At 31.0% G+C, this 19,925-nt stretch carries 22 protein-coding genes; 16 read left to right on the forward strand and 6 right to left on the reverse strand.

Going from position 1 to position 19,925, the window contains the following annotated elements; all coding sequences use genetic code 11:
* Positions 1–16: 16 nt before the first annotated feature.
* The 7 genes from ubiE (at position 17) to purE (ending at position 4,719) form a co-directional block, all read left to right on the forward strand.
* Positions 17–742 carry a bifunctional demethylmenaquinone methyltransferase/2-methoxy-6-polyprenyl-1,4-benzoquinol methylase UbiE gene (gene ubiE, locus ACE193_RS04900; protein ID WP_375561889.1) on the forward strand — a complete coding sequence of 242 codons (726 nt, stop codon included), beginning with the start codon at positions 17–19 and terminating at the stop codon, positions 740–742.
* Positions 743–783: 41 nt separating this feature from the next.
* Positions 784–1,554: a porin family protein gene (locus ACE193_RS04905; protein ID WP_375561890.1), complete on the forward strand. Its 771-nt coding sequence runs from the start codon at positions 784–786 to the stop codon at positions 1,552–1,554.
* Positions 1,555–1,821: 267 nt separating this feature from the next.
* Entirely contained in the window at positions 1,822–2,445 is a 624-nt protein-coding gene (locus ACE193_RS04910) for a C40 family peptidase (RefSeq protein ID WP_375561891.1), read from the forward strand.
* 370 nt (positions 2,446–2,815) lie between these two features.
* The gene (locus ACE193_RS04915) at positions 2,816–3,340 is read left to right on the forward strand and encodes a thioredoxin family protein (protein WP_375561892.1); all 525 of its coding nucleotides are present in this window, start codon (positions 2,816–2,818) and stop codon (positions 3,338–3,340) included.
* 118 nt (positions 3,341–3,458) lie between these two features.
* Positions 3,459–3,755 carry a hypothetical protein gene (locus ACE193_RS04920; RefSeq protein WP_375561893.1) on the forward strand — a complete coding sequence of 99 codons (297 nt, stop codon included), beginning with the start codon at positions 3,459–3,461 and terminating at the stop codon, positions 3,753–3,755.
* A 161-nt stretch (positions 3,756–3,916) separates the two neighbouring features.
* Positions 3,917–4,123, forward strand: a complete 207-nt coding sequence (locus ACE193_RS04925; RefSeq protein ID WP_375561894.1) for a hypothetical protein — start codon at positions 3,917–3,919, stop codon at positions 4,121–4,123.
* A 95-nt stretch (positions 4,124–4,218) separates the two neighbouring features.
* Positions 4,219–4,719 carry a 5-(carboxyamino)imidazole ribonucleotide mutase gene (purE, locus tag ACE193_RS04930; RefSeq protein WP_375561895.1) on the forward strand — a complete coding sequence of 167 codons (501 nt, stop codon included), beginning with the start codon at positions 4,219–4,221 and terminating at the stop codon, positions 4,717–4,719.
* A gap of 71 nt (positions 4,720–4,790) precedes the next feature.
* Here the strand turns inward: purE and ACE193_RS04935 are convergent, their stop codons facing one another.
* Positions 4,791–5,948, reverse strand: coding sequence for a hypothetical protein (locus ACE193_RS04935; RefSeq protein ID WP_375561896.1), 1,158 nt, complete (start codon positions 5,946–5,948; stop codon positions 4,791–4,793).
* A 355-nt stretch (positions 5,949–6,303) separates the two neighbouring features.
* Here ACE193_RS04935 and ACE193_RS04940 point away from each other — a divergent pair, with 355 nt between their 5' ends.
* Positions 6,304–7,215, forward strand: coding sequence for a DUF2911 domain-containing protein (locus ACE193_RS04940; RefSeq protein ID WP_375561897.1), 912 nt, complete (start codon positions 6,304–6,306; stop codon positions 7,213–7,215).
* A gap of 447 nt (positions 7,216–7,662) precedes the next feature.
* Entirely contained in the window at positions 7,663–9,495 is a 1,833-nt protein-coding gene (gene rpsA / locus ACE193_RS04945; RefSeq protein WP_375561898.1) for a 30S ribosomal protein S1, read from the forward strand.
* 141 nt (positions 9,496–9,636) lie between these two features.
* Here the strand turns inward: rpsA and ACE193_RS04950 are convergent, their stop codons facing one another.
* Positions 9,637–10,137, reverse strand: a complete 501-nt coding sequence (locus ACE193_RS04950; RefSeq protein WP_375561899.1) for a hypothetical protein — start codon at positions 10,135–10,137, stop codon at positions 9,637–9,639.
* A gap of 503 nt (positions 10,138–10,640) precedes the next feature.
* Between ACE193_RS04950 and ACE193_RS04955 the strand changes: the two genes are divergently transcribed.
* From ACE193_RS04955 to ACE193_RS04965, 3 genes are all read left to right on the forward strand, one after another.
* Positions 10,641–11,810 carry an AMP-binding protein gene (locus ACE193_RS04955; protein WP_375561900.1) on the forward strand — a complete coding sequence of 390 codons (1,170 nt, stop codon included), beginning with the start codon at positions 10,641–10,643 and terminating at the stop codon, positions 11,808–11,810.
* A gap of 112 nt (positions 11,811–11,922) precedes the next feature.
* The gene (locus tag ACE193_RS04960) at positions 11,923–12,501 is read left to right on the forward strand and encodes a DUF1684 domain-containing protein (protein WP_375561901.1); all 579 of its coding nucleotides are present in this window, start codon (positions 11,923–11,925) and stop codon (positions 12,499–12,501) included.
* A 389-nt stretch (positions 12,502–12,890) separates the two neighbouring features.
* Positions 12,891–13,319, forward strand: coding sequence for a T9SS type A sorting domain-containing protein (locus ACE193_RS04965; protein ID WP_375561902.1), 429 nt, complete (start codon positions 12,891–12,893; stop codon positions 13,317–13,319).
* 265 nt (positions 13,320–13,584) lie between these two features.
* Here ACE193_RS04965 and groL read toward each other — a convergent pair whose 3' ends face one another.
* Complete coding sequence (gene groL, locus ACE193_RS04970) at positions 13,585–15,231, reverse strand: chaperonin GroEL (RefSeq protein WP_375561903.1); 1,647 nt, start codon at positions 15,229–15,231, stop codon at positions 13,585–13,587.
* Between the two features lie 164 nt (positions 15,232–15,395).
* Positions 15,396–15,674, reverse strand: a complete 279-nt coding sequence (gene groES / locus ACE193_RS04975) for a co-chaperone GroES (RefSeq protein WP_375561904.1) — start codon at positions 15,672–15,674, stop codon at positions 15,396–15,398.
* A 65-nt stretch (positions 15,675–15,739) separates the two neighbouring features.
* Here groES and ACE193_RS04980 point away from each other — a divergent pair, with 65 nt between their 5' ends.
* From ACE193_RS04980 to ACE193_RS04995, 4 genes are all read left to right on the forward strand, one after another.
* Positions 15,740–15,874: a hypothetical protein gene (locus ACE193_RS04980; protein ID WP_375561905.1), complete on the forward strand. Its 135-nt coding sequence runs from the start codon at positions 15,740–15,742 to the stop codon at positions 15,872–15,874.
* A gap of 205 nt (positions 15,875–16,079) precedes the next feature.
* Positions 16,080–16,634 carry an EF-hand domain-containing protein gene (locus ACE193_RS04985; RefSeq protein ID WP_375561906.1) on the forward strand — a complete coding sequence of 185 codons (555 nt, stop codon included), beginning with the start codon at positions 16,080–16,082 and terminating at the stop codon, positions 16,632–16,634.
* Positions 16,635–16,918: 284 nt separating this feature from the next.
* Complete coding sequence (locus tag ACE193_RS04990) at positions 16,919–17,380, forward strand: acyl-CoA thioesterase (RefSeq protein ID WP_375561907.1); 462 nt, start codon at positions 16,919–16,921, stop codon at positions 17,378–17,380.
* An 85-nt stretch (positions 17,381–17,465) separates the two neighbouring features.
* A complete protein-coding gene (locus ACE193_RS04995; protein ID WP_375561908.1) occupies positions 17,466–18,119 on the forward strand; it encodes a hypothetical protein in 654 nt (217 codons plus the stop codon).
* A gap of 26 nt (positions 18,120–18,145) precedes the next feature.
* On the opposite strand, the gene ACE193_RS05000 is transcribed toward ACE193_RS04995, so the two are convergent.
* A complete protein-coding gene (locus ACE193_RS05000) occupies positions 18,146–18,784 on the reverse strand; it encodes a thymidine kinase (RefSeq protein ID WP_375561909.1) in 639 nt (212 codons plus the stop codon).
* A gap of 131 nt (positions 18,785–18,915) precedes the next feature.
* A complete protein-coding gene (locus ACE193_RS05005; RefSeq protein WP_375561910.1) occupies positions 18,916–19,809 on the reverse strand; it encodes a PhzF family phenazine biosynthesis protein in 894 nt (297 codons plus the stop codon).
* Positions 19,810–19,925: the final 116 nt, after the last annotated feature.

Below are 19,925 nucleotides of genomic sequence, written 5' to 3' on the forward strand. Positions count from 1 at the left end.
ATATAGCACAAAGATTATGACAGTTATTCCTTATAAAGACCAAACAGCTTCTAAAAAAGACCAAGTAGCACAAATGTTCGATAACATATCGAATAACTACGATTTACTCAACCGAATATTGAGTGGTGGAATAGATATTATTTGGAGAAAAAAAGCCATTTCATATCTAAAATCCGAACGTCCTCAAACTCTGTTAGATGTAGCAACAGGAACAGGAGATTTTGCTATTGAAGCCTACAAAAAACTCAAACCAAAAAAAATTGTTGGTGTTGATATTTCGACAGGAATGCTCTCTTATGGAAAAGAAAAAATAGAAAAATTAGGTCTTCAAGATAGAATTGAATTGAAAGTTGGAGATTCCGAAAACTTACCTTTTGATGACAATACTTTTGATGCTGTTACCGTTTCTTTTGGAGTAAGGAACTTCGAAAACCTAGAAAAAGGATTAGCAGATATTTACCGAGTTTTGAAAAAAGGTGGTTCACTTGTTGTATTAGAATTCTCACAACCAGAAGCATTTCCTATAAAACAATTCTACTCATTTTATTCAGCACAGGTACTTCCAAGAATAGGAAAAACGATTTCTAAGGATACCTCAGCATATACTTATTTGCCTGAATCTGTGGCTGCATTTCCGTATGGTAAGGATTTTCTTCAAATTATGGAGAAGGTAGGTTTTGTTTTTACACGAGATGAAGCACTTACTTTTGGAATAAGTTCGATTTATTACGGAAAAAAATAGTTTGTTAAAAATCGTCGGTGGGAACACCAACAAAAAATACTATGAAAATTAGACAAAAAACCACGTTATTCGCTACTCTTTTTATCTTGTTTTTCTTTGTGAGTCTGTCTTTTGTTTCGGCTCAAAATACAAATAAAAAAAAGCCAGTCAATCAAGATAAAAAGTTGAAAGATAAAAGTCTCAATATTCCTAATTATGACTCAAAACCATTGCATTATGGATTTATTTTAGGAATGCACTATGCAAAATTTAGAATAAATTATTCAGATTATTTTGCCAAAAACGAAGATACTACGATTGCATTATTACCTCAACGCACATTTAGTAATTTTGCTGTCGGAATGATTATCGATTTGCCTATGTCAGAACAATGGAATTTTCGTTTTACACCAACAGTAGGTTTATACGAATATAGCGTTACTCACAAACTACTAGAACGCTCCACAGGCAAATATATTGATACACAAGTTCCTGTTGAGAGTGTCTTTTTTGATTTTCCTATTTTATTTAAATATAAATCTTTGCGCCGAAATAATAATCGTCTTTATATGGTTGGTGGAATTGTTCCAAGTATAAAAGTAGGAGGAAGAAAACAACGTGATAACAAAGAAGCCTTTGGAATGGAAGACTATAATTTGGAAATTACGTATGGTTTAGGTTGGGATCATTATTTTGGCTTTTTCAAATTTGCACCTGAGGTTCGTTTTTCACACGGTATTGCAAATATGAATCTTCGCAATCAAAGTGTTTATTTTAGAAATATTGAAAGAATGACTACTCATAAAGTATCATTATTATTCCACTTTGAGTAAAAGTCTTAATTGGAAAAATAATTCTAGGGAAAAGAATCATCTTTTCCCTTTTTTTTGTGTTTATTTTCTTAAAAAGAATCAATAAAATTATTCAATAAAAAGACTGCAAAATCATATTTTATTTATAACCATTCTAATCAAACAAGACTTTGGTAAGATAATTGAATTATTTATAGTACTATTTATACAAAACAAAGATTGCAATTTTATTAATATCCATTAACTTGGGCTATTTTTGTTTTGAATACTCACTAAAAAGAAGTTATTATGATTACCATTCGCAATTATGTTTTATCAGTGCTGTTATTAGTTTTTATTTTCGGCTGCACTGCTTTTTCTCAAAATGAAAACAAGAATGAAGGAAAAGTTTTTTCAGCCTATGATGCTTCAGCTATTGGAGAAGGAAAAATTACAGAAATAAAAAATAGAAATGAAAATAAAAGAGATAATGAGATTATTAATTCAGAAGAAAACAGTGAGTTTATAACTTCTATTTTAGAAACTGCTACTGCCTTAGAAGGTGTTCCTTATGTGTATGCTGGCAAGTCGCCACAAGGTTTTGACTGTTCAGGATTTGTTTATTATGTTTTCAAAAATCATGATATCGCTCTTCCTGCTTCTTCAAGTATGTATGACAATGTAGGCAAAACCATTGCTTTAGAAAATGCCAAAAAAGGAGATATTATTTGTTTTACAGGAACAGACCCAAGCATTGACCGTACAGGACACGTTGGAATTGTAGTAGAAAATAATACAAATGAACCTATAAAATTTATTCATGCTACTTCTGGAAAAAGATATTCAGTAGCTTATAGCACTTTATCGAAAGATGGAACAGGATATTATGAACAACGTTTTCGTTCTATTCGTAGAGTTAAACCAAGAAACTAGACTTTAACTTTATATCTATAATAAAAAGAGTCAATTTTTAGATAAGTTGGCTCTTTTTATTTATATCTGAGCATTTTAGCATAAAAAAACCTTTTTTTGTTCCAAAAGAGTCATTATTCTAACAAAAACAATTCTAACGTAACTTCTACCATTAAGTTACATTTTTTTAAAACAAACTAAGCACTAATTTTGCCTTATAATAAGTGTGATTGATATTTGTTTATTCAGTTGATATGAATTTCCCTTAAAAAATGAACCAAGAAATAAAAGGAAGATAAAATAAAAAAATAAACCTATCTATCAGCTTTTTATATCAAAATCACACTCAATAAAAAAACTATCCAAAATCAATTTTATTCAAAATAATAGTATGAAATTCTCTTTATTTGCCTTACCTATTATTGCCATGAGCTTATTCCTTGTAGGATTATGTGGTAATATATTTTCGCCTTCTAAGCTAAAAACAAACTCTTCAACTGAAAAAACTATACATTTAGAAACACCTCTAGGTGAAACGATCGAATTAGAAAACTTGAATCAAAACGAAAAATTAAAAGGAAAATGGATACTTTTAGATTTTTGGGCTTCGTGGAACAGCGAAAGTATGAAAAATCGAAATGTATTAAATGAAGTTTATTCGGAGTATAATTCAAAAAATTTAGAAATTGTATCTGTTTCTTTAGACAATTCGAAAGAGCGTTGGAAAAAAGCTATTGCTCAAAATCATTCTTCATGGTTAGAAATATCAGATTTGAAAGGTTGGAAAAGTGCAGCTTGTAACAAATACAAAGTTTCTGAACTTCCTTATCATGTCCTTCTCAATCCAAAAGGAGAAATAGTAAAGACAGCCATCACAAATCAAGAATTAGTAGAAGTATTGAAAGAAGTCTTGTAAATTCCTTCAAAAGTAAAATTATTAAATCCTTATTGTTCAGACAGTAAGGTTTTTTTGTTGTACGATAATCTTTAATTATTTTTCACACAAAAATATTCTCCGATTACTATAAAAAGCAATGAATTTTTTCAAAAACCTATTTTCATCAACACAAAAAGTCAAAGACCCATCCTATGACATTGTGAAAGAGCAAGGAATCAAAAAAGCATTAGGAAACGACCATTTAGAACCAGTAGAAAGTATTTTTTATATGCTTGAGTGGCAAGAAAAATATTATTTAAAACTGAAAGAGATTTTATTTGAAGGATTATCAGATTCTCCACTACTTAGATTTCAAATATTTCCATCTTGGGGAACAGAAAGTATGTTGCAAATAGAATTTGATAGAATAGAAAAGAAAAGCAATATTATTTAGTTTATCATGAAAGTGATAAAAATATTTTTCATCTTGAAGACGACAAATCTACTAAAATTCATAAATACAAAAAGGTTATACAATCTAGTGATGTAAAACTAATAGAAAAAATATTTGAAGGTGTTATTTTTCAAGCAAAGTATTCTCAATCTCCTAATGCTGTGTTAGACGGAGTGAGTTATTATTTTTCAGTAAGATACAGAGTAGGACAAGTTAGTTCTCCATACGAAGAAACAAATATGGGCAAATTAGTAAGATTAGGTTATTCTTTAATAGATTTAGCAAAAAATAAAAATCCAGATATTATTTTTGATGAGTCAATGATGAAAAGTATTGAATATCTTACAGAAAGTCTTTTGAACGAATAAAAATGACCAAAAACTTTACTTTCTACTCTCATTTTCTGTAATATTGCATTGAATTTTTAAATCATTTGAAGAACAGAATTACAAAAAAAGAAATTATGGTTTCGATAATAATGGGCAGTCGTTCCGATTTACGAGTAATGGGTGCAGCAGCAGAAGTTTTAGACGAACTTAAAGTAGAGTATTCACTGACAATCGTTTCGGCACACCGTACTCCCGAACGTTTGTTTGATTTTGCCAAAAATGCAAGAAAAAATGGTATAAAAGTAATCATTGCAGGTGCAGGAGGTGCAGCACATTTACCTGGAATGGTGGCTTCACTTACTTCTTTGCCTGTTATTGGTGTTCCTGTCAAGTCTTCTAATTCTATTGATGGCTGGGATTCGGTTTTGTCTATTTTGCAAATGCCTTCTGGTGTACCTGTGGCAACTGTGGCATTAGATGGCGCAAAAAATGCAGGTATTTTGGCAGCTCAAATTTTGGGTACTTCCGATGAAAAGTTAGCTCTTCGATTAGATAACTTCAAAGAAGCTCTAAAAGAAAAAGTAATTGCTGATGTAGAAAATATAGATAAAAACGGCTGGAAGCAACTGGTTTAAATTCTTGAACTTCTTCTAACTTTAAAAATCCTTGTTGATATTTATTCATTCAACAAGGATTTTTCTTTATTTTAAATATCATCAAAAAAACTTCCTTCTCCTTCGTTCGTTTTTTTATCTTTTTCTTCTTTTTCCTCTTCAAAATCTGGAAAATTGTATGCATCTAAATCTTTTTGAGCTTCTCCAAAAATATCATCATCACTTTCTACCTCATCAAAGAAATTAGCATCCGTTGTTGAAGGAGGAATTTCAGTTGTATTTTCTGTTACTAAAGGCTCGTTTATATCAGATTGTTCTTTAAAAATAGGAGTTTCTGATTCATTGTCATCACTTTCTACTTCATCAAAAAAATTAGCATCCGTCGTTGAAGGAGGAATTTCAGTTGTATTTTCTGTTACTAAAGGCTCGTTTATATCAGATTGTTCTTTAAAAATAGGGGCTTCTGATTCATTTTCATCACTTTCTACCTCATCAAAAAAATTAGCATCCGTCGTTGAAGGAGGAATTTCAGTTGTATTTTCTGTTACTAAAGGCTCGTTTATATCAGATTGTTCTTTAAAAATAGAGTCTTCTGATTCATTGTCATCACTTTCTACTTCATCAAAAAAATTAGTTTCAGAGTCACTTGTCGTAATCGCTGTTTTTTCTACTTCTTGATTATCTTCTAAGTCATCAAAAAAACTAGAAGAGTCTATTTTATTTTCAGTAGTTTCAGTTTTAATTTTAGAATCATCATCTCCTATTTCATCAAAGAAACTATTTGAGGATGTGTGTTTGGTCTCTTCTAACTCATTTTGTGATACTGTATTTTCTGTACTTTTTTCTTCTTGGTTTATTTCTTCAATTTTGTCTTCTTCTTTTTCTTCTATTATTGTCGTCGTACCAACAAGTTTGTCAAAGGCATTTATAGATTCTGTATTAATATCTAAATTTTCTTTATTTTCATCATTTTCTATCTCTAATGCTGCTTCTTTAGCCTCTAATTCTTGTTTTTCTCTCTCCAATTCTTTTCTATACTCATCATCCAACCAACTACGTAATACTCTACGATCAGCCGAACGCAATGCAGCCATTTGTGTATTATGTTGAACAGAATTTGATTTAGCTAAAAAAAGTGCAGCCGTTTGAAAATAGGGGTGTTTCCTCAAAATTCTCTCAAAAGAAGTAGTATCAGAAGAAGTAATGGAAGAAAAATCTTCTATAAATTTATTGAAGTTTGATGAATTCATAAATGAATCTATATAAAATAATGGGTGTGTCGTGTTTTAAAGCTAATAACGTTTAAATGATAGTTTTTAGATAAACTAATACGTAATTTTTACATTTTATTTCACTTTTCCAAATAAAAAACTCAATAAAACAATTATTTCTTTAATTATTTCTATTCCAATTCTTATTAAGATTTTATTTTCTAACAAATTAGAATAAAAAGAGTAGTGTAAAGTATATTTGTATTTTCCAGTAATAAGGCACATAAATTGTCTTTCTATTGATGTTAAAGATTTTGGAGTAAGTCAAAATTTTTTCGCTTATTCTGAATTTTTCCTATTTTTTTTTATTTTATTCATCGTTACTACAATTTTCATGTTAAAAATTTCAACTTTTAGTTTACTTTTTACTCTCGTTTTTATGTCTTTTTCGGCTTTTGCACAACTTCAAATGCCACAACCTAGTCCTGCAGCAATGGTCAAACAAACAGTTGGTTTGACAGATATTACTATTGATTATTCATCTCCTGCTATGCGTGGGCGTGAGATTTTTGGTGGTCTTGTTCCTTATGGCGAAATGTGGCGTACAGGTGCAAATAAAGCAACTGCAATTACTTTTTCTGAGGATGTTACTATCGAAGGAAAAAAAGTAGAAGCTGGAAGTTATTCAGTTTTTACCATTCCAAATGAAAATGAATGGACAATTATCTTGAACAAAAATACAGAACAATGGGGAGCAGGCGAATATGACGAAAAAGAAGATGCTCTTCGTTTGACTGCCAAACCTTCTAAAGCTCCAATGACTTTTCAACGCATGACATTTATGATTACGGCTCTTGAAAATCATACAGCAGAAATTTCTTTATTTTGGGCTGATATACAAGTTTCATTTATGGTAGATGCCAACCCAGTAGCACAAGTAGTTTCTACGATTGAAACTACATTGAAACAAGCTGATAATTTGTGGTACACGTATGCACAATCGGCTGAATATTATCTAGAAAATAACCAAAGTAAAGAACAAGCTCAAGAATGGATTGATAAATCTATTGTTATGAAAGACCATTTTTATAATAATTGGATTAAAGCTCGTATTTTGGTGGCTCGTAATAACACAGGTGGAGTTTCTAGCAGTACTGGTGCAGCTATAGCTATGGTAAAAAAAGCAATGGAAATGGGAGAAAAAGAAAATACAAATTTTTATAAGCGTTTGAAGCCTGAAATGGAACAGTTTATAAAAACATACTCTCAAGAACTTCCTAAAACAGGAAAAGGTAAGAAAAACTAAGGTGTTTTTTTAGATTTTCTGTAAAAAACTAAAGACCTTCTTTCACTTACATCTGAGTGAAGAAGGTCTTTTTTATTGATTTTGTAATAGAAGGTATTTAATAAACACTTACTTTTTCTAGCTATTAGGTTGTTTCAATCCTAACACTAAGGAAAAACAACAATACCTTTTTGATGTCTTAGTATAATCACACCAACAAAAAACACTCAAAATTTCCTTTTCCTATCAAAAGTTCTTATCTTTGTAACTCATTTTCAAATAGATAGGTAAATTTCTGTAAATCAATGACTTACTTTTTTTACTTGCTTTAGTAAAAATGAATTTTAATTAAATTATTTTATCACAGTTAATTCAATACCTTTAAGCATAATTTTTAGTAATAAAAACATGCTACAAAGGCAGGTTCTCCAACAAACCTGAAAATAATTGTTGTCTTTATTTTATTATATGAGTAATTCAAACATTTCAGCAGGCGAAATCAATTGGGAAGAATTAGAGTCTAACAAAACAGGCTTTGGTGCTGGCTACAAAGATGCACGCCAACAAGAACTCGCAGACCTTTACGAAGAAACACTTACTGAATTTTCGGAAAACGAACTTGTTACAGGTACAATCGTAGGCGTTACAGACCGTGAAGCCATCGTAAATATCGGACACAAATCAGACGGACTTGTATCTCTTTCAGAATTTAGAGATTTACCAGAACTTAAAGCTGGTGACCAAGTAACAGTTTATGTAGAAAAACAAGAAGACGCAAACGGACAAATTTTGCTTTCTCGTCGTAAGGCAATGGCTCTTCAGGCGTGGAAAAAAATTGAGCAGTCGCATCAAGGCGATGAAGTTATCGAAGGAATCATCAAACGCCGTACAAAAGGTGGTTTGATTGCAGATATTTTCGGTATTGAGGCATTTTTACCAGGTTCACAAATTGACGTTAAGCCAATTCGTGATTTTGATATTTATGTTGATAAAAAAATGGAATTGAAAGTTGTCAAAATCAATTATGCAAATGACAACGTAGTAGTTTCTCATAAAATTCTTATTGAGAAAGACCTTGAAAAACAACGTTTACAAATCCTTGACAACCTTGAAAGAGGACAAGTATTGGAAGGTGTAGTTAAAAACATCACTAATTTCGGTGCATTCGTTGATTTGGGTGGTGTAGATGGATTACTTCACATTACTGATATTTCTTGGGGACGTATCTCTCATCCAAACGAAGTATTAGAACTTGACCAAAAACTTAATGTTGTTGTTCTTGATTTTGATGATGATAAAAAACGTATTTCATTAGGTATGAAACAACTTCAAGAGCATCCTTGGGATTCGCTTGAAGCTGGCTTAGAAGTAGGTACAAAAGTAAACGGACGTATTGTGAATGTAGCTGATTATGGTGCATTCTTAGAAATCAAACCAGGTGTTGAAGGTTTGATTCACGTTTCGGAAATGTCTTGGTCGCAACACTTGCGTAATCCACAAGAATTCTTGAGTATCAATGATACAGTAGATGCAGTTATCTTGACTATTGACCGTGAAGAGCGTAAAATGTCATTAGGTATCAAACAACTTACTGAAGATCCTTGGACGAAAGAAGAAGTTAAAACAAAATATGCTTCTGGACAACGTCATACAGGTACAGTTCGTAACCTTACTAACTATGGTTTATTCTTAGAGTTAGAAGAAGGTATTGACGGACTTGTTCATATTTCTGACCTTTCTTGGACTCGTAAATTCAAACACCCATCTGAATTTATCAAAGTAAACGAAAAATTAGAAGTACAAGTATTAGAACTTGATACAGAACAACGTCGTTTGGCTCTTAGTCATAAACACATGGAAGAAAATCCTTGGGATACTTTCGAAACTATCTTTACACCAAACAGTGTACACAAAGGTACTTTAGTGAATAAAAATGACAAAGGTGCAAACATCGAACTTCCTTACGGTGTACAAGGCTTTGCTTCTACAAAACACCTTACTCTTGAAGAAACAGGCAAAACGGCTGAAGTTGGAAACAACATAGACTTCAAAGTAGTAGAGTTTTCTAAAGATGAGCAACGCATTATTCTTTCTCACGTAGCTACTTACCGTAGTGGAAAAGAAGAAACGGCTGCTCCTGCAAAGAAAGCTAAAACTCCTAAAGGAGAAGCTAATCAAGAAACAACTTCAAAATCTAAAGACATGAAAAAATCTAAAGATTTGGAAACGACTAGCTCATTAGGAGAAAATTCTGCACTTTCTCAGTTGAAAGACGATATGAAAAGCGACGAAGGTAAATAATCTTATTCAGTAGAATAAAATTAGAATACTCTTTTTAGTATATACAAAAAACCTTATTTCTTTATTGAAATAAGGTTTTTTTGTGTTTGATATTGAAGTTGTTTAAGAATGGAAAAATTACAGCTAAACTTATATGATTTTTTATGAAAGAACATTTTGAAAATAACGCTTGAGCCAAGTATTTGAGGCTTTATTTTGCCATTGAGAATCTAATTGTTCTTTTATCTGAACTAAATTATCAAAGATGATTGTATCAGAGGTGATTTTTTGTTCGTGTACTAGCTCTTTGAGTTTAGAAAGAGAGGTAATATTTATTTTTTCTTCTTTATCTAAATAAGCTACTTTAGTTCTGTCAAAAAGAGAAATTTTAAATTCTTCTTCAATAGCTTTCATCAGCTCAACTGATTTATCAATAGAACAACCAGTAGCTTTTGTAAGTTCTTCATTAATTGCCAAAATTAAGAAACGATGATGACGAATTTCGAAAGAAGAAACTAAAGAATTTCCGTGTGCTTGCCAGTTCTCAATAAATTTTGTTAAAACATTGGTTATTGCCAAAACTTCACTATCTGTAAGTTCTCTATCAGATTGATAAATCCAAAGACGAGAGTAAGAAGGCATTTTTTCAAAGGGAAGAAACATAATAATATTTGTTATACTATTTTATTGATAAATAAAACAGCTTGAATTAATTTAAAAGAAAAACAAAATCTGTGTAAAGTAGATCGTACTATTTTATTGAAAAATTATAATAGCAAGATAAAAATGAGATAAAATTGCGTTTTTTATTTATTACAAAGGGAAAATAACCACTTAAATAGTGATTTTAAACAAATAAAAACACGACTCTACAAAGTTATGTATTTTATTAGAAAATTACAAAAATAAGCAGATTAGTTTTTCTAAAATTTATAACTCTTTGATTTAAAACAGATTTCAATTACTTACTTTTACTTAAAATTATTTAGAATACGGATTTAGTAGTTATTCTAACAGAGCAAGATTAAAAGTATTTTTATTAAAAATATTCTTTATTTTCGCTTATCTCAACAAACTGGTACTACTTTAAGTTATATAGTTGAGTTCATTTTTTAAACTTATTGCAGATTTCAAAATAATTCAATCACTATTCCCACTTACTCATTATGCCCGAATCATTATCCTCAGTTATTACAGCTACTCATTCAGAATCTACTTTATACTTTCCTCTTGAAGTTTGTAAAGGAGAAATAGGTAAAAAAATTGCTATTTCAGAACTTCCTCAAACAGTCCTTTGTAGTTCTTATAATCAACTTGTTATTAATTTTTGTATTGAATGGCAAAGTAATAAGAATAATTTTGTGGTTCATACTTCGGGTTCGACGGGTATTCCAAAACCAATTACACTTACTAGAACACAAATGCAGAATAGCGTTTTGGCAACGGCAGAAGCATTGAATTTAAAGCAAAATGAACGTTTTTTGATTTGTCTGAATACTGAATATATTGCAGGAAAAATGATGCTTGTTCGTGGAATGGAACTACATGCAGAAATGATTATTGTTCCTCCAAAACGCAATCCATTAGAAGATTTTGATGAGAAAATGTGGTTTGATTTTGCTGCTTTTGTTCCGATGCAACTCCAAACTATTTTAGAGGAAAGCCCTGAAAAAATTGCAATTTTATGTCAAATGAAAGCCATTATTATTGGTGGTGCGCCTGTTTCGTATTCTCTACTCAAAAAAATCCGTTCTATAAAAGCTCTACATAGAGTGCCTATTTATTCGACGTATGGAATGAGTGAAACAGTGACACATATTGCTTTGAAAAGACTCAATGGAAAAATTAAAGAAAAAAAAGAAATTTCAAACACTTATAAAATACTTCCAAACGTAAAAATAAAAACGGACAAACGTGGTTGTCTTATTATTTCTGCACCCCATACACTAGGAAAAGAAATTATAACAAATGATTTGGTAGAAATAAAAAATGATACTGAATTTGAGTGGCTTGGTCGTGCTGATTTTGCCATTAATACAGGAGGAGTAAAAGTTTTTCCAGAAAAAATAGAGAATTTTATTGAAAGAGCTTTTTATGAACTAGATTTGCAAAAACGTTTCTTTATTTCTTCTATGCCTGATGATATACTGGGGGAAAAAGTAATTTTGATTCTTGAAGGTCTGCCATTTGCTAGAAAATTTGAAAAAGACATTTTAGAACATCTCAAAAAAAATCTTCCTGCTTATCATTCACCTAAACAAATTTTTTATCTTTCAGAATTTGTATTGACAAAAACAGATAAAATAGATAGAAAAAAATGTATAGAATTAATATAAAACTTAGTACACATTTTATAAGTTTATTGATGAGTTATTTAAAAATAGAAAAACTAATGAACAAAATATATTCTTAAATAACTTATCTATTTTTAGAATTAAATCAAAAAAAATGAAAAAATCAATTACATTATTTATTTTTACTCTATTTATTTTAGCCTCTTGCGCTCCAAAATATGAAGTAGAAGTTCAGACAGAAAGAAATAAAAAAGACAAGCAATTTAGGGAAGGCAATGGTTCTCCTATTCCTTATGATGATAGAAAGACTTTTGAAGGACTAGATTATTATCCGATAGACTCTTCTTATTATGTTGTTGCTATGCTGACCTTAACACAAGATGTAAAAGAAATAACACTCAAAACGTCACAAGGCAAAGACCGAAGATTCAAAACCTATGCAAAGGCTGATTTTAAACTAAAAGGCAAACCCTTTTCTTTGAATATTTATAAAGCGATTGAAGATGGAGATGGATTTTCTGTTTTGTTTACTGATTTGACAAATGGCAAAACCACGTATGAAGTGGGACGCTATATCGAACCTGAAATAAATGGACTTAGAGCTATTTTAGACTTTAATCGTGCCTATAACCCATATTGTATCTACGATAAAAAATATGATTGTCCGATTCCACCAAAAGAAAGTTACCTAAATATTGAGGTAAAGGCAGGCGAGAGAATTTACAAAAAATAAAAAAAGAGTTAAAATATAAAGTGTTTTTTACATAAAATTGTGCAGTTTTAAGAAATAAATCCTTTTTTCTTACAATAATAATTAGGACTTTTGTATTAGCTAGTAAGAAAGAAAGAAATTATTTCGTAAATTAGCTAGACAGTATAATTATCAGAAGAAAAGCAAAAGTGTTGATTAGATGTTGATTTATCATTTTTTTATAAAAAAAATTATCAAAAAGTTTAAAAAACACCATTCTTGATGAAAATTATGTAACCTAAATTATATAATTTCAGTTCTAATAATAAAATACTAATCAATCAGAATAAACACTTATTCAAAAAACTCTGTATTTTTCCCTTTTAATTACCCTAATATTCCGAATGACAAAACTCTAACTAATTATTTTTATGAAATCAAATCAGTTTTTATCCTTTTCCAAAAAACCACCTCAACAGTCTAATTTACCTATTAAATCCCTTTTTAAGTCGATTTTGGTAGCATTTGTATTCTTTATGACTGTATCATTTTCATATTCTCAAAATCTTCAAACTATTACTTCTACCACAAATGAAGCTGATAAAATTGAAATTTCAGAAGCCTATCCTAATCCAGCAGCACATTATATTCAGTTTGATTATAGAATGACTGATAGGATGTCAGAAGGAAAAATATCAGTTTATAACCTTTTGGGAAGTTTAGTAGGAGAACATAGATTAAATAATTATGATAATCGTATTCAAATTCCTGTGGATAATATGAAGGCAGGTATTTATTTTTACACAATTTCAGTAAACAATAAAAGCCTCATTACTAAAAAATTTGTAGTAAAACATTAATTTAATTTTGATTAAAAAGCTACCTAAAACACTTTTGCAAAACCTGTAAAAGTGTTTTTTTATGGAAAAATCAAAATTAATTACAATAAAGTAGGTAAATACTACAACTCGCAATATAATAGTAGAATATCCACTATTTTAACTTTTGCACAAAAAAAGTCATTTCCTCTATCCATAAGATAAAAGAAATGACTTTTTAATTTTGTAGCCTACACCTCAAAAAAGAGTGCTAAAAATAGGCTGCAAGTTTTTAGGGAAATGATTCTTACATCATTCCACCCATTCCACCCATTCCTGGAGCAGAAGGCATAGCTTCTTTTTCTTCTGGATCATCTGCAATTACACACTCAGTAGTAAGTAAAAGAGATGCAATAGAAGCAGCATTTTCAAGAGCCAAACGAGAAACTTTAGTTGGGTCAAGAACACCAGCAGCTACTAAGTTTTCATATTTGTCTTCACGAGCATTGTAGCCAAAATCAGCTTTTCCTTCTCTTACTTTCTGAATAATTACAGAGCCTTCAAGACCTGCATTCGAAACGATAGTACGAAGAGGAGCTTCTAAAGCCTGACGGATGATATTTACACCTGTTTCTTGGTCTTGGTTTTCAATGCCATTTTTACCAACAACAAAGTCATTCAAAGAATCAAGCGCACGGATAAATGCTACACCACCCCCAGGTACTACACCTTCTTGTACGGCTGCACGAGTTGCGTGTAATGCATCATCTACTCTGTCTTTCTTCTCTTTCATTTCTACTTCTGTAGCTGCACCGATATAAAGGATTGCAACACCACCAGCTAATTTAGCCAAACGTTCTTGCAATTTCTCACGGTCATAATCAGAAGTTGTTTTCTCAATTTGAGATTTAATTTCGTTGATACGACGTTTGATATTATCACTTTCGCCAGCACCATTGATAATTGTAGTGTTGTCTTTGTCGATAGTGATTTTTTCAGCACGTCCTAAGTAAGAAACTTCTGCACTTTCTAGTTTGTAACCACGCTCTTCGCTGATAAGAGTACCACCTGTAAGAGTAGCGATGTCTTCCAACATTGCCTTACGACGGTCGCCAAATCCTGGAGCTTTAACAGCAGCAATACGGAGCGCACCACGAATTTTGTTTACTACCAAAGTAGCCAATGCTTCGCCATCTACATCTTCTGAAATGATAACCAATGGTTTACCACTTTGAGCAACTTGTTCCAAAATAGGAAGAAGTTCTTTCATAGAAGAGATTTTTTTGTCGTAGATTAAGATATAAGCATCTTCTAATTCTACTTCCATTGTTTCTGTATTCGTAACAAAATATGGCGACAAATAACCACGGTCAAACTGCATACCTTCAACCGTTTTTACTTCTGTTTCGGTACCACGAGCTTCTTCTACTGTGATTACACCATCTTTTCCTACTTTGTCCATCGCATCGGCAATCATTTTACCAATTTCCATGTCATTGTTGGCAGAAATTGCACCTACTTGTGCTACTTCTGAAGATGATTTGATTGGATTAGATTGAGATTTCAAATTCTCTACTACTCTAATTACAGCCTTGTCCATACCACGTTTCAAATCCATTGGATTTGCACCAGCAGCAACATTTTTAATCCCTGCATTAAAGATAGCTTGAGCCAAAACTGTTGCAGTTGTAGTACCATCACCAGCCATATCAGCCGTTTTTGAAGCTACTTCTTTTACAAGCTGTGCGCCCATGTTTTCGATTGGGTCTTTCAAGTCAATTTCTTTGGCAACTGTTACACCATCTTTAGTAACTGAAGGTGCGCCAAATTTTTTGTCAATTACTACATTACGACCTTTAGGACCTAAAGTTGTTTTTACTGCGTTTGCCAAAGCATCAACGCCTTTTTTTAATTTTTCACGAGCAACTGTATCGAACGATATTATCTTAGCCATACTATTTTGAATGTTTTTTGTGTTCTAATTCTATTAAAAAATTTGTAGAAAAATGTTTTTATGAAGTTAAATAGATAGAATTTAATAAATCAAATTACTACTTATCTAAAAAATAAATCCATAAAAAAATGCCGTTGTTGGTGTCCCCACCAACGACAAATTAATTAAACAACTGCATAAATGTCAGATTCACGCATGATAAGGTAATCATTTCCTTCTACATTGATTTCTGTACCTGAATACTTACCATAAAGGACATTGTCGCCTACTTTTACAGTAATTGGTTCGTCTTTTTTGCCATTTCCGATTGCGATTACTTTTCCACGTTGTGGTTTTTCTTTTGCAGAATCAGGAATGATAATTCCACTTGCAGTTTTTTCTTCTGCTGCATCAGGAGCGACCAAAACACGGTCTGCTAACGGACGAATATTTACATCAGCCATAGTTGTCTAGTTTATTTAATAGTGAATGAATACATAAATTTTTGTATCGTTTTATTTATTTTCAAATGTGTTTGCGATACTTTCGTTGTAGTCTTTACATAGAATATGCCAATACCAAAAATGATTTTTTGGATGTAAATTTTGTCTTTTTGTGTCGTTTTGATTTGCCATTAACTGCCATTTTGTCGCTTACTTTATAGATTTGGGATGTCATTTTTATTGCTGCATTAGGATTTATCTTGTAAAATTTGAATCTGGGAATAAAAAGCACTATATTGTTAATTGATTGATAAAAAATATTTTAAGGGTATTATTAAGCTATATATTCTACAATTAGATTTACCAATCAAAAAAAATACGCTACTTAATTAATAATTATCTATAACCTAAAATTTAATTTTTATTATGTTAAGTAAATTTCAACAACAAAAAGTAACAAAGATTTTCAAATTCTATGATGTAAATGAAAATGGTCTTATTGAATATGTCGATATAGATGCTATTTGTAATACATTTGCTAAAGAATATAACTGGGATAAAGAAACAACAGAGGGCTTTACTACTGTGTATCATCAAATGTGGAAAGATTTGGTAGAAGCAGCAGACAAAAATAACGACAAAATGGTCAGTCATGAGGAATTGCAAGATGCTTATATAGTTACTATTGCTGATAAGGCAGCTTATGAGAAATATATTCTTCCTTTCTTTCAAGGAGTATTTCCAATTATTTCCCAAGGAAAAGACCACATGACAAAAGAAGATTATGAAAAATTTTATCGTAGTTTCCGTAATCCAGTAGAAGAAGCTGATAGAGTTTTCGAACTAATGGACATCAATAAAGATGGTGTAATTTCTGAAGAAGAATTATCCACTATGTTTTATGAGTTTCATATGAATCAAGACGAAGAACACCCAAGCAGACATTTTTTTGGTGTTTTTGAAAAAGAACTTGTTTCTTAAATAAGATTTTAAACAACTTAAAAATCCATTTATAAATTACTTTATAAATGGATTTTTTTTGATATAACAAAAGACCAATATTAAAAATCACTCTTTTTGAATCTCTACCTAAAACGTTTTTTTGATAAAAATAGACTGGATAATAAAATAATATAGGATTCTCTTAATAAAGTCTTTGATGGAATAGTGCTTATTTAAAATATAGAACTTTTTTGTTTAAATTTGTTTAGACTTAAAATCAGTTTTATAATCCATTTTTTAACCTAAAAAAGATTTAAAAATTTATGAACAGAGTAAAAGTAGATTTACCAGACCAGTTTTTATTCAAAACAGAAATCCCAGTCCGAATTACAGACCTCAACTATGGTGGACATGTTGGAAATGATGCTATGCTGAGTTTGGTTCATGAAGCAAGAGTACAGTTTTTTATGAGTGAAGGCTTCAAAAGTGAACTTGATATTATGGGATTGGGCGTGATTATGGCAGATGTAGCAATGCAGTTTAAAGGCGAAGGGTTTTATGGAAATATTTTTGAGGTTTATGTAACTGTTGGTGGACTTTCTTCTTCGGGTTTTGATTTATATTACAAGTTTATTGACCAAGATTCAAGAAGAGAAATTTTGAAAGTAAAAACAGGAATGGTTCTTTTTGATTATAAAAATCGAAAAATTGCAGCTCTTCCTGAAGAGCTCAAAAAACGTTGGCAACTTCCACACCCAGAAAGTCGTTTGATAAGCAATGAATAAATCTATAGTTGTAAATTATGAATGGTAAAACTGTAAACAAACAATTATTATTCTTAATTCTTTACAAAAAACAAACTCATTTTCTATGAAAATTTTATCTATTTCTAGTTTTTTTATTTTTCTCTCTTTTGGAATAGTGAGTTTGTTTTTTTGTGCCTGCACTTCTGAAAATCAAGAAACTACAAATAAAGAAATAGAAATGACTGATTTTTCGCCTGCTCTACATTTTGAAAAACTAGAAAAACAAAATAGAGAAGCTGCTGATAGTTTAGAAGCCTTGTATGATATACATTACCGTGCCTTGGAAGAAGATTCTACCTTGAAGCGAAAAGGAAATTTACTTCGTCAGCGTACTGAAACCATTTTACAACAGATAGACAAAACCTATTCTGACCTTAGTCATCTTTTGGATAATATTCCTGCGAATAAAAATTATAAAGAGGCTACCATTTTATTTTTTATAGGAAAAAACAAAAAAGGAAGAGGTTATCAACTAGAAAAAAACCTAAAAGAATATGTAACTGAAATGAATAAAATTGATAACAAATGGGATTTTACTTCGCCTTTTGTTTCTCAAAATGATGTAGAGTTATTACACAATAAAGATACAGATTTGGTAGAAGCCCACTTTCAAAAAACATTTCCAGAAGCTGCTTTTGCTTTTCTTAGCGCACTCAAAAAAGAAGTTATTTTGATGGAATTACAAGCGATTGACGAATTGGCTAAGAGAGATAAATAGGTTTTATGTTTTATCGTTTTTTTGGGCTAAACTTTAGCTTCATCTTTCAAAACTTCTTTACAATCTGTTTCTTGATTTAGGTTTCCTTTTACAAAACATTTTCTACAACGAGCTTCGTATTCTGTTTTTTCTCCTAATAATATTTTCTGTTTGGAAGGTGTAAGACGAAACGAATAAGCAGCCACTTTTCCACAACACATACAGATAGCGTGTACTTTGGTTACATATTCCGAAATAGCCAAAAGATTAGGCATTATTCCAAATGGTTTGCCTTCAAAATCCATATCTAAGCCAGCTACTACAATTCGTTTTCCTTGATTAGCCAAAATCTGACATACATTTACGAGTTCTTTATCAAAAAACTGTGCTTCATCAATTCCGATAACTTGACAATCTTTTTCTTTTAAAATCTCTAAAATATCAGTTGATTTTTGAACAGCTATTGAATCGATTTCATTTTGATTGTGCGAAACTACTTTTTGATCGTCATAACGAGTATCGATAGCAGGCTTGAAAATCTGAACCGATTGGCGTGCAATTTTGGCACGAGTAAGACGACGAATAAGCTCTTCCGTTTTGCCAGAAAACATAGAGCCACAAACGACTTCTATCCAACCTCCCTCAACAGGATGGTCTAAATGATGTATGGTAGGTTCGATGTGCATGAAACAGTTATCAGTAATCAGTTACCAGTAATCAGTTAATTTCGAATGCAATAACTAATTATATGAAAACTTTGAGTTTGTAATTTATTTTTTAAAGTGAAACTTTCATTCCCCTCTTCTCTCCCTCCTCATTATATCCTTCCTTGTCCTTCTAAAGTAGTAATTCCTTTTCCAATTAGCAAGACTTGATTATTTTTTAATAACTCCAAATGAATTTCTCCACCACGTTTTGAGGCTTGATAAGCAAAAAAAGAATTTTTGTTTAGTTTGGGTTGCCAATATTTTGCAAAAAGCCCATGTGAAACTGCCGAAAGTGCATCTTCATTTATTCCAATCCAAGGACAAAAACAACGAGAAATAAAATCATATTTTGAATCTCCTTTTATCGTAATTCCTACTTTTTTGATAGAATTTTGATAGCTATTTTTTACTAACTCTTCAAAATTTGGTTTTAGACTTTCTAATTCTTCTCTGTTTTCAAATTCTAAAATCCAAGTTTGTTTTTCAGGAATATACACCGAAGAATTAATTTTTTGATTCTCAATTCCTAATGATTTTAATAAATTAGATTCAGGCGTTTTTTCTTCAAACACTTTTGCCACAGGAAACTGCATTTTGATATAATTCGCTTCTTGTTCAAAATTTTCTTTTTTGATAAGCAAATCGCCACTTCGTGTACGAAAAGTTATTTCTGAATGAATGCTTTTTATTTCTTCAAAAACTACGTGTGCAGCAGCGAGTGTAGCGTGTCCACAAAGATTCGTTTCTTCTTCTACCATAAACCAACGGACTTCAAAAAGCGTTGCTGTTTGCCAGTTTAGTTTTTTTTGGTCTTCTTTTTTATCAAATAAAGGACGCAAAAAAGTAGTTTCGGGCAAATACATTTCTCTAGCAATATTTAGATATTGCTCATCTGTCAAGGTTTCATCACACAAAAAAACAGCAGCAGGATTTCCACTAAACGATTTTGGAGCAAAGGCATCAACTTGATAAAAAGGAATTTTTTGGATAGAAGTAGAAGACATATAGAAGGAATAACAAAAACTGAATTTGAAAAGGGTTACAAAAAAACGACTTTTTCACCACAATTCCGAATTGTAGCTTCTATTTTTTATCGTTTAAAATTCCTTATAGAAGTTGG

Source organism: Bernardetia aquimarina, from assembly GCF_042180575.1.
GTDB lineage: Bacteria > Bacteroidota > Bacteroidia > Cytophagales > Bernardetiaceae > Bernardetia.